Annotated in this window: 10 protein-coding genes and 3 pseudogenes; 1 reads left to right on the top strand and 12 read right to left on the bottom strand. The window is 62.6% G+C overall.

What is annotated here, in order from left to right; all coding sequences use genetic code 11:
• Positions 1–98: 98 nt before the first annotated feature.
• The 9 genes and pseudogenes from GM910_RS26980 to GM910_RS18005 form a co-directional block, all read right to left on the bottom strand.
• Positions 99–1,841: an alpha/beta fold hydrolase gene (locus GM910_RS26980; protein WP_201285540.1), complete on the bottom strand. Its 1,743-nt coding sequence runs from the start codon at positions 1,839–1,841 to the stop codon at positions 99–101.
• 27 nt (positions 1,842–1,868) lie between these two features.
• On the bottom strand, positions 1,869–2,678 hold the full coding sequence (locus tag GM910_RS18040) for a class I SAM-dependent methyltransferase (RefSeq protein WP_159589728.1): 810 nt from the start codon (positions 2,676–2,678) through the stop codon (positions 1,869–1,871).
• 15 nt (positions 2,679–2,693) lie between these two features.
• A complete protein-coding gene (locus GM910_RS18035; protein ID WP_159589726.1) occupies positions 2,694–3,377 on the bottom strand; it encodes a hypothetical protein in 684 nt (227 codons plus the stop codon).
• Between the two features lie 201 nt (positions 3,378–3,578).
• Positions 3,579–5,441 carry a helix-turn-helix transcriptional regulator gene (locus GM910_RS27650; RefSeq protein WP_281354907.1) on the bottom strand — a complete coding sequence of 621 codons (1,863 nt, stop codon included), beginning with the start codon at positions 5,439–5,441 and terminating at the stop codon, positions 3,579–3,581.
• A 155-nt stretch (positions 5,442–5,596) separates the two neighbouring features.
• A pseudogene (locus GM910_RS18025) lies at positions 5,597–6,033 on the bottom strand (TIM barrel protein); the annotation flags it as partial.
• Between the two features lie 16 nt (positions 6,034–6,049).
• The gene (locus GM910_RS18020; protein ID WP_159589724.1) at positions 6,050–7,225 is read right to left on the bottom strand and encodes a Gfo/Idh/MocA family protein; all 1,176 of its coding nucleotides are present in this window, start codon (positions 7,223–7,225) and stop codon (positions 6,050–6,052) included.
• Between the two features lie 76 nt (positions 7,226–7,301).
• A complete protein-coding gene (locus GM910_RS18015) occupies positions 7,302–7,607 on the bottom strand; it encodes a Gfo/Idh/MocA family oxidoreductase (RefSeq protein WP_246226216.1) in 306 nt (101 codons plus the stop codon).
• Between the two features lie 171 nt (positions 7,608–7,778).
• Positions 7,779–8,225: pseudogene (locus GM910_RS18010) on the bottom strand (sugar phosphate isomerase/epimerase family protein); the annotation flags it as partial.
• 328 nt (positions 8,226–8,553) lie between these two features.
• On the bottom strand, positions 8,554–9,927 hold the full coding sequence (locus GM910_RS18005; protein WP_201285539.1) for an aminomethyltransferase family protein: 1,374 nt from the start codon (positions 9,925–9,927) through the stop codon (positions 8,554–8,556).
• Positions 9,928–10,034: 107 nt separating this feature from the next.
• Here GM910_RS18005 and GM910_RS18000 point away from each other — a divergent pair, with 107 nt between their 5' ends.
• A complete protein-coding gene (locus tag GM910_RS18000) occupies positions 10,035–11,228 on the top strand; it encodes a LysR family transcriptional regulator (protein ID WP_159589722.1) in 1,194 nt (397 codons plus the stop codon).
• A 63-nt stretch (positions 11,229–11,291) separates the two neighbouring features.
• On the opposite strand, the pseudogene GM910_RS27865 reads toward GM910_RS18000, so the two are convergent.
• The 3 genes and pseudogenes from GM910_RS27865 to GM910_RS17985 form a co-directional block, all read right to left on the bottom strand.
• Positions 11,292–11,384, bottom strand: a pseudogene (locus GM910_RS27865) (LecA/PA-IL family lectin); the annotation flags it as partial.
• 193 nt (positions 11,385–11,577) lie between these two features.
• Positions 11,578–12,357, bottom strand: a complete 780-nt coding sequence (locus GM910_RS17990) for an ATP-binding cassette domain-containing protein (protein WP_159589718.1) — start codon at positions 12,355–12,357, stop codon at positions 11,578–11,580.
• A complete protein-coding gene (locus GM910_RS17985) occupies positions 12,350–14,641 on the bottom strand; it encodes an ABC transporter permease (protein ID WP_159589716.1) in 2,292 nt (763 codons plus the stop codon). The genes GM910_RS17990 and GM910_RS17985 overlap by 8 nt, the downstream gene beginning before the upstream one ends.
• Between the last annotated feature and the right edge of the window lie 40 nt (positions 14,642–14,681).

Here is a 14,681-nt window from a genome sequence, read left to right as displayed (position 1 = left end):
GCCTTCAGCATTAACATCGGCGCTGCCGCCGGAGTCGAGCTTTGGAAGCCAGCCGAGCATCAAAACGTGGCCACCATCAAGCTCTGGTGGCTGCACCGTCACTTGGTACCGAATCCAATATTGACGGGGTTTGTCAGGATGGCCAAGCCGTCATTGCCTGCCCGTTCGCGGACCATGAGATCAATCCTATGGCGAATGACTCCGCGGTCGCCTTCGCTCAACGCGAGGCTGCCAAGCACTTCCTCGACAATTGGATTGCTCCATACGATCCAGTCCCATAGCTCAGCACCGGACTTGAACGCCGTGCTCTCGGTGATCGTCTCGACTTTGACGTCCATCAATCCGGCCTTCGTCAGTTCGCGGGCAAGCCGCTCCGGATCGCTGAGCCGGAACGGCAGCGGCGGCGGGTCCATGGGCGGACCGTCGAACTCCGGGCGGACCGATTGGACGGCGCCGACCAGGAAAGCGAGGAAGTCGATTTGATGCGGATCGCCATAGGCGATGATCAGCACTTGTCCGCCCGGCTTGACGACCCGCGCCATCTCCCGAATGCCCCTTGACATGTCGGGAAACAGCATGACGCCGAACTGGGATCCCACCATGTCGAAGGTGTCGTCGTCGAAGGCGAGGGCGTGCCCGTCCATCACGCGGGTGTCGATGTCGAGATCCTCGTTTCTGGCCCGCTCATGGAGCAGCCTGAGCATCACCTGCGACTGGTCGACCGCGACCACCTCGGCGCCAATCTGCGCTGCCGGGATACTGAGCGCACCACTGCCCGACGCCACGTCCAGAAAATGCATCCCGGCCTGGAGGCCGGCCTTTCGCAGCGCCTCGCCGCCGAGCCACATCTGCGTTTCAGTGTTCGTGCGGTCGTAGCCCGGCGCAATTCGATCCCAGGCCTCGCGCGTGTCGGACAGCGCCTGGGGAGCGGCGGGTTCTGCCTCGGCAAGCGCGGCGCGCAGCACCTTCACGAAAGCGACAGGCTGTTCGATCGGCGGATCGTCGGCCGTCCCGTCGACAACGTGGAGCGGCCAGCCAAACCGGATGCTCGCTGCCTCGGCTACAGGCAATGGAGTGGCAAGGTCATGCCGCCCCCAGATCAAGACAGTCGGGATTTTGATGCGCGCCAGTTCCTCCGGTGGGATTGCCGGCAGCCCAAACTGTTCCATCAGACTCTGCTGGGTCGGCTTCAACTCCGGTACCTGCGCGCGGTCGAGGTTGTAGGCCCGTAGATGGTCCCAGCTTTCGCCCATACAATCGCGCAGCGCGTCGAGGTCGAAGGCGCAGCGCTGCCAGAGCCGATCATGGGTTTCCGGACTTGGCTCCGTGATGAACGCGGAGAGCGCCGCGCCAAATTCAGGCGCCGGCTGAAACGGCGCGAGGCCCAGCGCATCCGACAGCACCAGGCAGCGGAGCTTGTTACGGTGCTTGGCGGCAAAGCGAGCGGCAATTGCGGCGCCGAGAATTTGGCCGACAAGAATGGGCGGTGTCGGGCAGATGTGTTCGATGAGTTCGCCAAGCCACTCGAGGATACGATCGGGATGAACTGGGCCCTCGATCGTCCCCGATGTGCCATGGCCCGGCAGATCGGGCGCGATCACGTGATGTGTTCTCACAAGGTCCGGGAGAATTCGGCGCCACTTTGCTGCATATTCTCCTGGGCCGTGCAACAGCACGATCGGTGGTCCCGCGCCGCCTTCCAGTACCATGGTCGAGATGCCGGCCAGTTCGAGGCGCCGCTCGGTGATCGGCAGCCCGGCGAGTAGCCACTTGCGGGCAGCTTCTCCGGATGTGCGGTTCGATTCTGCCGCGGTGGCGGTATAACCTTCAGCGTGAGCCATTATGGCCTCCCATTTCATCTCACATGTCTATTTCCGCGCGGTCGCCGTGGTCATGCCCACCTGAAGCGACATGGAGCCGTCCGCCATAAACTCTTGCCACTGCGCGCAGACGTCCCGCTCAAGCGCATCGCGTTTTGTCTGGCCGGCTTGAGCGACCGCTTCGGCGAGCGGCGTGCTGTGGATGTATTGCCACAGGAAGTCGGCGGGGGCCGGGAGACGAAGGGTTCTGGACTTCGCCTGAACATCGACTTCCCGGAAGCTGGCGCTGCGCATGAGTTCGGTGAGTTCATCGACATCGTGCAACGAGAACACCAGGTCGACGAAGGAAGCGGCTTTCGGGCTTAGGTGACGGGCCAGTGCATCCGTCATGATCACGAACATCGGCGGCTTTGGCCCGGGCACGGTGACAAACACTCGTCCATCGGCATCCAAAACCCGCCGCATTTCGCGCAGCGCGGCGACTCTGTCGGGCACAAACTGGAGACCCATCTGGCAGAGAGCGACATCGAAGGCCTCGTCCGGCAGCGGCATCGACTCGGCACTCGCCTCGTGCCAGTCGATCGAGATATGAGGCGGGGTCTGCGAACGGGCCACCGCCAGCATGCCCGGGCTCACGTCCAAGCCGGCAACCGCGCCGCCGGCACCGACACACCCCGCCGCGAGCCGCGTCACGACGCCGGTGCCGCACGCGACATCGAGCACACGCTCGCCCGGTTGAAGGCCTGCAACGCCGATCAGATCGTTGGCCACCGGCGCACTGATGGAAGGGACAAAAAAGCGCTGGTAGTTCTCGGCTGGGGTCCCTCCGTAAGACTCACCGAAGACTTGCCGCTTCATCGATTCCTCCTTTTCCTAGGCGGCGGACGGTGTGTCCCGCCGGATGCCTGCCCGCCCGGCCTCGAGCCGCGCCAAGGACAGGCCGAACCAGACGAGCCATAGGCACATCACGATCGACCCTACGACCCAGATCGGAGCGCCGAAAGGCAGCCCAAGCCCCATCCCCAGCGCCCAGCCGGCAAATGAAGCCAGGCCGGCGACGGCACCGATCGACGATGCCCAAAAGGGCGTGGTGCCGCTGGCCGTGCGCGCCTCGTTGGCTGCGATCACGGTGAACGCCAACGCCATCGCCGCGAAGCCGTTGGCGCTGCCTTCCGCGAACATCCACCAGGCGTCGTAGACCGCCCGGTTCTCTCTCACCGCGGCGTCGTAAATCACGGTGGCTTCGGCCACAGCCGTGGTCACCGTCCAGAGCGCGCCGACCGGCAGCAGCGCCCACGCCGACAGCGTCCACCATTCCTGGGTGAGCCGCGAGCCAGCGGTCAACGCAATCAGGCTCGCGATGGCGAAGAACGACAGGGCAGCCGCCGCCGCCCAGTGCACAACGGCCCAACGCAGGCTTCCATCGGCGATACTCCGCATCTGCGCGCTGCTGTCCGAAGCGATCGGACCGTGAAAGACGAGCGCGACGGCCAGTATGATCGCCGCCAGCGCGAGCCAAGCACCCGCGACCCGCATTCCGGTACCGGCATGTGACATCGCTTCCTCCCTTCATTGGGGCCGGATGTTCGCGGTCCGATCACGGAGTCCGCCTGCGGTCTGCAGGCGAGCTTCGCCGAGGCGCCGCGCATCCATGGCCGACAGGTGCAAGCTTAAGGCGGAAGGGAGGGCGGCGCATCGGGCGAACCACCCACTCGGCGCCGATAACGGCATGGGTGATTCCACCCATTCAAGGCACGCTCAGACTAGGCGGTGCTCGTACGCCCAGGCGGTGGCGGCGGCGCGTGTGGGGACGTCAAGCTTGTTGAAAATATTGCTGACGTGCCTGTCCACCGTCTTTCCGCTCAAATGCAGTTCGTTGGCGATTTCCTTGTTGGTTTTACCGGAAGCGATCAGGCGGAGGACCTGCAGCTCGCGGGCAGAAAGGCTGCAGGCCTCGTCAGACCGCATGTTAAGCAAGGTATCGACACGAGAAACGTCCGGCGCGGCCCCAAGCTGCTGGAACACGGTCCGCGCTGCCTGCAACTCCAATGCCGCACTGTCATCGTCGCCGAGGGCGCGGCACGCCAGGCCCATCATGACGCGGACCCGCCCTGCTTCGTACGGCGCATCGACCTGTTGCCAACCCTCGATTGCCTGGCGCAGCCAAACGGCTGCTGCTTGCGCTTCGCCTTCCGCCAGTTCCACCGCTCCCCGCGCGTGGGCGGCAAGGGCACGCAGCAACTCTGTTCCGTAGGATTCTGCGGCATCTTCCAGTTCGCGGCAGGCACGCCGTGCTTCCTCGATATCGTCAGCCGCCAGCATGATCTCGACGTGAGCAGGCAACAGCCGCATGCGCCGCACCTGATCGGTCGTCGCCCCCATGACGCGCCGGATCGCGGCCACAGCCGCATCGACATGCCTGTTGGCCAACCGCAACAGGGCAAAGCCCGGCTGCGGTTCGAAGCCATATTGGCTCGCACTTCGATACGCTTGCTCGGCCGCGTCAAAGTCCCCGCGGAGGCGGTGTACTTCCGCCAGTTGGTACCACGCCCCAGCCGCATCTTTCCGATTGTTTGACTGCGTCAAACGCTCCACGGCCTGCTGCGCTTCGTCGACTGCGTCCTGCCATGCGCCGCTGAGCCGCTTGATCTCGGCGCGATGCATCAGGCAGGTGCCGCTAAAACTGACCAGTTGAGGCTGTTGCGAGCACCATCGCCCCAGAGCGGAAGTCCATTCGCGTGCGCGGCCCAGAGCATGGACTTGCTGACACGCTTCGATCACGCTGCAGTAGATCAAGCCGGTGAGAATTGGCGACAATTCGCCAGCCGTGACCGAAACCATCGCCTCGTCGAGAAGAGCGAAACCCTCCATGGTCCGCCTCTGTCGCAACAGAATCCGGCCCTGCAAGTGCCGCGCACAGGCCACGAGATCCGCGTCCGCAAAGCGCTCGCCGATCTCGACTGCACCTTTGGCCGCAGCGTATGCCGCGTCAAGATTGCCCGCGGCAAGATGCTGTTCGACGCGGGGCAGCATCAGGTAACCCTGTTCGGCACAATCATGTGGCTCGCGTTCGAGCAATCGATGCGCCCGTCCAAACCAGCCGGTCGCCGGAGCCATCTCCCCACGAAAGGCAAGGCGCAGGCCCAGCCAGAAAGCGCAGCGGGCGGCGCGACGACCATTGCCCGCGTCGCGATATGCTTGATGGGTTCGCTCCAGGGCGCGCAGGTACTCCTCGTCGCGCCCGGTCAAATAGGCCGACATCGCCAGCCGTTCGAGATCGTCCACGGCGAGCGGAGCCGCTTCACTTGCGCGCGAGAGGAACCGATAAGCGTCGTCCCACGCCCTTTCCTCGTAGGCCTTGCGACCGAGCACGAGCTGGTCCGTCTCCTCCAGGGAGCCGCTGTTGAATTTCTGTCGATCTGACCTGCCCATCCGCACTGGTTCCGGAGACGAACGGAAATCCCATCCATCAATGGCTGCTTTGGAGCCAGGGTGCAGTATAGCATGCTTGAACATGAATGAGCGGAATGCACCTGAAGCCTTTCGACAATCTGCGGCGCCGATAAGGGCCTCCTCGATCTCGGCCGTGGAACTGTCGACACGCACGGTGTAGTCGGGCACAGCATTCACCTTGGCCAACATATCGGTCCGTATATCAACTTGTTGAACGAGCCCATATCCTCCAGACGCCCGCCGACCTGTGCGCCTTAGAGATCGACCGAGGACCGGCCCATGGTGATTACGTCGAGCTTTATCGCAAATCTCCTCGCCTCGCCTCAGAACCCGGCGCGCGCCAGATAGGACCGGCTGGCCGCCAGATCGTTGAGGATCGAGCCGGTGTTGCGGGGGTCCTCTCCTGCTCAATGGTGATGTAGCCGCCGTAGCCGAGCTCGGTCAGGAGGGACCGGATGCCCGGATAGTCGATATTGCCGTGGCCGATGGGGCACATAACGCCTTTGGCGCAGGCGTCGAAGAAACGGATGCGCTCGCCCATCACCTCCTGGAGAACCTTGGGATCGATGTCCTTGAAATGAATGTAGTCGACCCGGTCCCCGTAGCGCCTGAGCGTTTCGATGGGGTCCATCCCGGCATAGGCCAGATGGCCCGTATCGAGGCACAGGCCCGCGGTCTTGGCGGGAATGTCGGAAACGATGCGCTCCAGTTCGTCGGCGAACTCGATGTGGCCGCCGGCGTGGGGATGGATCACAGCGCGCCCAAGGGTGGAGGAGCTATTGAAAATCTACCCAGGCGGATCCCGTGTCCGCCGAGCGCACGCAATTCTCCAGCCAGCGCACGCCTTCGGTGCCGGCTTTGATCCCCGGATAGTGGTGAGTTCTCAGGAACGCCTCGTCGCCTCGCCTTTTCGCGTCGATGGCCTGGGCGATCCAAAGGTAGATGTTCGACCAGCTGTCGCCGAGACCTTCCGTGTGCAGCGCGCCCATGCGCTCGTATTGCAGGCTTTCCTCTTCAAGATAGGGCATGCCGTGATGCAGGATTTGCGGCGGCTGGCCCTGGATCTCGTATATCAATTCATTGGGCTGGGTGTCGGTCCACTCGACCGAGGCTTTGGAGCCGACGAGACGGTAGCGTTGGCTGGCCATGGAGCCCGCATTTACCGACGACACCCAAAGACGGCCGACCGCGCCGCTGTCGTAATGCGAAAGCACGTAGGCGTTGTCCTCAAGCGGCGCACGCGACTTGATGAAGGAGTGGCGGTCGCACATCAGCCTTGTGATCTTCATATGCGGCAGAACGATCTCGGACAGATAGTAGAGGTGCGTGCCGATATCGCCGAGAACGAAGGTCGGGCCTGAGGTCGCCGGGTTGGTGCGCCATTTCTGGGCTTCCGAAGCGTCTGCGTCGTCGCCCGCGTTGAAACCGTGCGTGTATTGCAGATCGACGATGCGGATGTCGCCCAGCATGCCCTTCTTGACCATGGCTGCCATCTGATGAACCAGAGGGTGACCGGTGAATCCGTAGGTCACGCCGATGATCATGCCCGTCTCTTCCGCAAGTGCAGCGATCTCTTCGCATTCCGCGACAGTGAAGAAGAGCGGCTTTTCGCAGATCACATGCATGCCGGCTTCGAGGCAGGCCTTGGTGATCTCGTAGTGGGTGAAGTTGGGCGTGGCGATGGAGACAACTTCCACGCCATCCTCGCGTTTGGCCTCTTCGGTGATCAACGTCTTGTAATCGGGATAACACCGGTCACCATCGACGCCGATATTCGCCCCGAAATCCCTGCCGCGCACGGCATCGAGGTCGAATGCGCCGCAGACCAGCTTGTAGGTCGTGTTGTCGCGCAGTGCGCCGGTGCGGTGCTTGTAGCCCACCTGCCCCGTGCGTCCGCCGCCGACCATGCCCCAGCGCAAGGGGCGCTCGATCAACTTTTCTCCGTTCAGCATTCCACTGACCTTTCTCGTCTCGCGTATCAACACCCATCCTGCGGGTCTAGTCTGTCTGAAAAGCCGCGTGCTTGCGTTACGCGGCGGCGGCAAGCGGCGCGTCGTAGAGCGCCGGCTTGTCACCCATCTCGATCCTTTCGGGCTGACCGCTTTCGACGGCCCGCAGCGCCGCGTCGGCCACGAGCGTCGCGGCATAGCCGTCCCAGGTGCTGGGGCCGGTTGCTGTCCCCTGCCCCGCCGCGACAATCCACTCGCGGAATTCCTGGTCGTAGGCTTCGATAAAGCGCTCCCGCCAATCCACCGGGATGCGCTGGCGCACCCCGTAGTAGTCGCGGATCACGGCTGAGGGGCGTTCGGGCAGGCTTGCCGCCCCCCTTCTCACAGCTCACCTCGCCGCGGATGTCGTAGCCATAGGTGATGTTGACCGAGATCTCGACATCGACCAACGCGCCCGACGCCAGGTGCAGAAGCACCAGGGTCGGATCGCGTAGGTCGCCGCCTCGGGAGGAGCGTCGCGGCAGGCGCACTTCGACCCCAGTGATTTCACTGAGGGTCATTTCGCCCGCCAGTACTTGTCGACATAGTTCTGCATGCTCTCGCGCATATAGCGTCCGGACTGGTCGGCGCGCTCCTCCCAGGTGAAGACGCATGAGGTCATGATGCCGTCGAAGCCGATCTCCGCGAGCGTGCCGAAGAACTCGTCCCAGGGCACCTCACCTTGTCCTATATCGAGATGCTGGTGCATGCGCGCAGCCGATCCGGGCGGGTTTACGATATACCGCAACCCGGAAGAGGCCTTGTGGTTGAACGTATCGGCGACATGGACATGAGCCAGAACGTCGGCACATTCGCGCAGCATCGCCTTCGTGTCGTCACCGAAATAGAAAGTGTGCGGCGAGCAGTAGAGGAACTTGACGCGCGGGCTGTTGACCGTGCGGATCAAGTCGACCGACGGCTGCAGCGTCTCCACCCAGTCTTCCGGGTGCGGCTCGATGTGTAGCTCACGCGGCTCGGAGAACACAGCGATGCTGTCGCAACGAACTGATCGACGTCATGCTGAACCTGACCGGAGAGCGCCAGGAGCACTCCATTGTCCAGCGGGTCGTACCCTTCGAGGTCGTAACACCGGAAAGCGTTTGGACTTGAGGCCGCGCGGACTGCTCCTTCGAAGTCGAGAATGGCCATCAACTCGCCGCGTAGCTCGGCATGCACCTCGCCGCGCTTGCTACCGGGCGACAGAGCCGCCAATCAGCGCGCGCAGCTTCCTGCCGCCTTATCCACCCTCTGCCAGGGAGCGAGAGCATCCGGTTGCGTCCGCGGTTGGCAGCCTAGACTTGCGACCGGTAGTGCTTCCGGCTCGCCTCGTGGATCGGCCAGGGGTGTACCTCGGTGCCCACCAGCATCTGCACGTGCCGCTCAACATGCGGCTTCTTGGTGCCGCCATTGGCCTCGCCCCAAAGGATCGACACTTTCGTTTCCTGATCGGCCAAATCCGCCCGTACCATCGCGAGTGAAATCCACGCCCGCTCATTCGCCGAATAGACAGGATAGGTGGACAGGCCGACCTGACGACCATCAAGCAGCACCTGATCATAGGGATGGGCGGCATAGTGGCCGGCGGGCAGCTCCATCAGCTTAGGGCCGGGATATTCATCCATCATGCCGCCGAAAATATTGAGCACGTCCGCCCTGTCCCAGACCAGCGTGACCTTGGTGCGATGGCTTTGCCTCGCCATCTCCTCCAGCGCTTTACGCCCTATGAAATCGTGGTCGAACTTCACAATGCGGCCGTAGTCGAGGTCCCAGGGTGTGAGATAGAACTCCTCTACATTGTCCGGCTGAAAGCTGCCGCCAACCGAGCACGTCGCTTCGAAGCTGTCCGCGCCAAGCCATTCACGATAGGGACGCATGGCTTCCCCGGTATAGATCGCCGGCAGCGGTGATGGAATCCAACCTGATTCCATTGCGGCGCAGGAATAGGCCCGCGAGCCCGCGCGCAGCATGCCGTACTTCCCGCCGATTTCGAGCAAACGATCGTAGACCTTCCCGGTGTCGCCGATGGGTCCCCAGATCTCGAGCCCCTTGGCACCGCCCATCCCGTGGCTGAGCGTGCGCGCATGGCATCCGGCGATGGTGATCTCCCCCATGTTGAAGAACTTGGTGACCAGCGGACCGCCCTCGTTGACCTCGTTGAGGATGTCCATGGCGAGAGGGCCCTGAATCTCGTATCGATAAAGCTTGCGCGGCTTGTCGGGATTCTCAAGGGTACGGACGTCAAGCACGGTCTGAACATCGAAACCGGCGGTTTCCGCCTGAAACTTAATCCAGTTTGCAAGGGGCGGCCTTCCAACATAGAGGATTTCGTCATCCTCCAGCGCGAAGACGATGCCGTCGCCGATCACGAACCCGTCGTAATTGCAGCAGACCAGCTGCTTGGCCTTGTCGCGCCGGAAGCCCTCAAAGCTGTTGACCCCCACATGCGCCAACAACCTGACGGCATCAGGGCCGCGCACGTAAAGATCGGTCATGTGATAGGACTGATTGAGCAGTACAGCGCCGTGATGCCAGGCACGCACCTCCTCCATCCAATTGGTATATTGCGGCTGGACGGGAAAGGCGTACGGGCCCACCTGCGCATTCTGCAACATGTGCGACGGGTTACCGACGCGTTTGATCTTATCTTCTAGTGACTTGTCGGCCATCGCCCGGACTCCTCCCGAAATTTCACTGCCGAAATGCCTATCATCCAGAGTCTGGGCTCGCATATGCTCATATTGAATAACCATACGCATTTCAGTAATATTCGTGCATGGCAGAGGAAGCCCGTATTGCACTGAAGCAGGTACGCGTCATAGACGCAGTGGCAAGAACCAGGAGTTTTGAGCAGGCAGCGCGAACACTGAACACGAGCCAGCCCGTTGTTTCACGGACGATAGCCTCTGCCGAGAAAGCTCTGGGCATAGCTCTGTTTCAGCGCGGCTGGAGCGGGACCGAACCCACGTCATGGGGCGAGGCCACCCTGAAGCACTGCTCGGCGGCACTCAAACTGATTCAAAAAGCAGAAGATGAAATCGCCATCGCCGGCGGCCCCCGTCCAAATCTCAGGGCTTTCCTGCGATGGCATCATCTTGATGCCGTCGCGGCGGTGGTGCGGCTCGGAAGCGCCTCGGCCGCATCCGTTCACCTGAATATGACGCAGCCGGCGATCAGCCGGTCGATCGCCGCCATCACGCAGTATTCAAAGCAGGTACTTTTCAACAGACGACGCGATGGGCTCGAAGCGACGGGGCAAGCACGGCGTCTTGCGGCACTTCGCGAAGAGCTTCTTCAGGAATTGGACGGCATAGCGACGTTCAAGCCGGAAACGAAACGTGGCCTGATCGACCGCCTGGCGGTCGGGATGCTGCCGTTTTCAGGACAGAACATAGTGGCAAAGGTCTTTGGAACCCTGACCGACCGTTATCCGGATTTGCGGCTGATGGCCGTCCCGGGCAGCTACAACATGCTCGCAGAGGCGCTCCGGCGCAGGGAAATCGATTGTATGGTGGGGATTCTTAGAGGCCCGTCGCCGTTCAATGACCTTCGCGAAATCTTTCTCCACGATGAGAAGTTCACTCTGGTCGCCCGGCATGACCACCCCTGCCACTCCCGACCGGTTTCCATCTCCACCCTGCAGGACGAGAAATGGATCGTCGCGCCACACGGCACGCCGGTGCGCGCCTACTTCGAAGAATTGTTCCGGAATGTCGGCGCCGTGCCGCCGACACAGACCTGTGAAATCCTATCCTTCGGCAACGCGGAACAAGTCATCATGAACAGCAATTCGATCGGGCTTTTGAGTTACAGCGACGAGAACCTAAAAAGCCTTCCCGACAGGCTGCGTAAAGTAGAGATCGACCTCCCGGGATCGGAGATCGCCATAGGGTTGACCGTCAGGAAGAGCGGCGGATTGACCGCGATACTCAAGGTCTTCGAAGACCACTTGAGAGGCCAGGCGTCGTAGGGTCTGGCGGATACCAGCGCGTAATCCAACTCGACCTACGCTTGCCGTCAAAATTACCCAGCCCTTGGCCAGTATCGAGATGACTTCTCCCTTTTTGAGATGCACAAGCGTTGCTTTCCCATTTTCCGAGCTAGCATCAACTTTCCCATGCCACATTGGTCGCTCCTCTCGAAGATAACTCGATGAACTTGGTCGTTGCTCTGGATGTACGGTGAACCGCACCGACTATTTGAGGTTAAGCAAAAAGAGAGGAACTGGTATTGTAGTTTCCTACAGGTTGAGTGGAATGAGGCAGTGCTGAGCCGCGCCTATGGCTCGGGCGCCCAGGGTTGGTTCCAGCGGCGTTCGCTTAAACCGCCGCTTCCAGCGCCTCGTCGGCATCAAGCGCGGTCTCGCGTGTGCCGGAGACGATGATCCGCAGTATTTCGTGCTCGTCGGTATTCCTGACGTAGCGGTCGCCGACATTCTCGCCGCGCTTCAGAACCATGACGCGGTCGCCGACGGCAAAGATGTCCTGCAGGCGGTGCGAGATGATGATCTGCGCGACGCCCTGCTGCTTCAGTTCCACCATCGTTTCCAGAAGCCGTTCGGTCGCCGTCACTGACAAATTGGCGGTCGGCTCGTCGAGGATGACGACGGGCGGCTCGAAAGAGATGGCGCGGGCGATCGCCACGGATTGCTGGCGCCCGCCCGACAGGCTCTCGACCTTCTGATAGACCGAGTTGACGTCGACCTTCAGACGCTTCAGCACGGTGTCGGCTTGCCGATACATCTTGCGCCGGTCGACGAAAATGCCGCGCCGCGGCCAGCGGCCGAGGAAGATGTTTTGGCCGACATCCATGTTCCCGCACAGGGCGAAGTCCTGGTAGATCATCTCGAGGCCGGCATCGCGGCTTTCGTGCGGATTACGGAAATGAACCGGCTTGCCTTCGACCAGCACCTCTCCGGCATCGCGCTGATAGGCGCCGGTCAGGATCTTCATGAGCGTCGATTTGCCGGCCGAATTGTCGCCGACGAGGCCGAGGATCTCGCCGGGATAGAGCTTCAGATCCACATCGATCAGCGCGCGCACCGGTCCGAACGATTTGCTGATGCCGCGCATTTCCACGATGGGCGTTTTCTCAGGCATGGGCGTCTTTCCTTGCCAGGCCGAGCCTCTTTCGCACGCGTCGCCGAAGTCTGCCGAAAAGGTCCTGTTGGCGCAACCAGATATCGCTCAAGACCGCGATGATGAGGATGAGGCCGACAAAGACGTTGACCCAGTGCTGCGGCATGACGAAGGAGCGTCCCTCGGCGGTGATGATCTGCAGCGAAAGCAACGCGCGGATGAGCGCGATCACCGCAGCGCCCGCCAGCGAGCCCAGCACGCTGCCATAGCCGCCGAAAATCGAGCCCCCGCCGATGATCACCGCGGCAATGGCGTCGAGCTCGCGCAACTGCCCCGCAGCGGGATTGAAGCTGCGGAAGAAAGCGATGTAGATCACGCCTGCCATGGCCGCGCACAGACCCGAAAAGACGAGGCTCGTGAAGCGCACGCGTGCGGTATTGATGCCGGCGTAATCGGCGGCGCGCCGGTTGCCGCCGGTGGCAAGCACCTTTTGGCCGATGGGCGTGTAGCCAAGCACGATGCCGGCAGCCACAGCGAGGCATGCTACGAACAGCGTCTGCACGCTGAGTGCGGCGCTAAGCGTGAACAGCAACGAGTCCGGCGCCGGTGTCAGCCCGAAATGACGCAGCGCCTCGATCAGCTTGCGTCCGATCAGGTTGAACACCTCGGGGAAGCCTGAAAGCTGGCGGCCGGCGACGATCCAGGCGCCGATGCCGCGGGCCATGTAGAACATGGCGAGCGTGGCAACGAAGGCGGGCAGGCCGAAGCGCACTGTCATCAGCGCATTGATACAGCCGGCCAGCGCGCCGGCCGATAGCGCCATCAGAACGGCAAGCCACGGATCGACCCCCATGTTGCGCATCATGAAGGCGGCGACGGCGCCCGACATTGCCAGCACCGCACCCACGGACAGGTCTATGTCTGCATTGGCGATGACGAACGTAAGCCCGATTGAGAGCAGCCCGACCTCGGTGAAGGCCAGCATCAGGTTGAAGGTGTTGTCGATCGAGGCCCAGAAATCGGGGCGCAGCCACAGCCCCACCAGCCAGAGCACGACGGCGAGGATAAGCGCCGCCGCGTCGCGCCGAGCGAAGAAGCGGCGCACGAGCCCTCCTTTGAGGGCGCGGTCGGCGGCAACGGTGCCGCGTGTCTGTGTGCCGACGATGGCGATGCCGCCGATCTCGACCGGCCGCGGCACGGGGCGCCCCCTGAGCCGCGCCCAGGCGCGCTGGAGGAGCTTGCGCCGGATCACCCACGGCTCGATCAGCACGGCCATCAGCATGATCATGCCGAGGAAGGCCGGCACTGCCCCCGGCGGAAGTTGGGCCATCGCCTGCACCTGCATCTCAACCTCGCCGATCCGAACGATCCGCGTGGTCGGCACGCCTTCGCGCAGCACCTTGTCGATGAGGACCACAAGTGCGGCACCCAGCACGCTGCCCACAACCCGGCCGCGCCCGCCGAGGATCGAAGCGCCGCCGACGATGACCGAGGCGATGACGATCAGCTCGTTGCCCTGGCCGTATTGCGAGGTCATGCCCTTGTCCTGCGCGATCATCATGAGGCCGGCCAGCGTCGCGCAGAATGCGGACAGGAGATAGGCGCGCATGCGCGCGCGCCGGGTGGAGATGCCGGCATAGCCGGCCGCCATCTCGTTACCCCCGGTGGCATAGGTCTCGTAGCCCCAGCGCGTCTTGCCGAGCAGGATCATGCCGACGAGAGCGACCACGATGAGGAGGAGTATCTGGTTGTTGAAGCCGAGCGCCCCGCGCTCGCCGATGGCGAAGAACCACTCATGGTCGCGCGCCTTGCCGGCAAAGGAGATCGTCTTGCCGCCGGTTATCCCGAGCACGAGTCCCCGCCCGATGAACAGCATGGTGAGCGTGGCAATGAAGGATGGCACCTGCAGCATGGTAACGAGGACGCCGTTGATGAGGCCAATCATGAGACCGGCAAGGATCGCGAAGAAGAGCGCTGCCCCCAGGCCGGCGCCGATATGCGTTTCAGCGAAGACAATGGAGAATACGGTGGCGACGAGGCCAAGCGTTGAGCCGACCGAAAGGTCGAGATCCTTGTTGACGATGACGAAGGTCATGCCGACGGCCATGACACCGAAGCGCGCGGCATCGCGCATCACGGCAGCAAACGCGTCGGTCGTTCCGAAGAAACCCGGATTGATGTAGACCCCTGCCAGATAGAGCAGGACCATGAAAGCAAACAGCCCACCTTCCCATCCGCCGATCAGCTCGAGCGGCAGGCGGCGGGTGAGAGGGGCGCTCACGGCGGAACTCGTCGCTGCGGTCATCTTTCATCTGGTCCCAGCCGCTGCGGACGGGATACCGCCC

The organism is Chelativorans xinjiangensis (assembly GCF_009812055.1).
Taxonomy (GTDB): Bacteria; Pseudomonadota; Alphaproteobacteria; order Rhizobiales; family Rhizobiaceae; genus Chelativorans; species Chelativorans xinjiangense.
The sequence above is the reverse complement of the archived record's forward strand: the minus strand, read 5'-3'. Positions and strand labels throughout refer to the sequence as shown.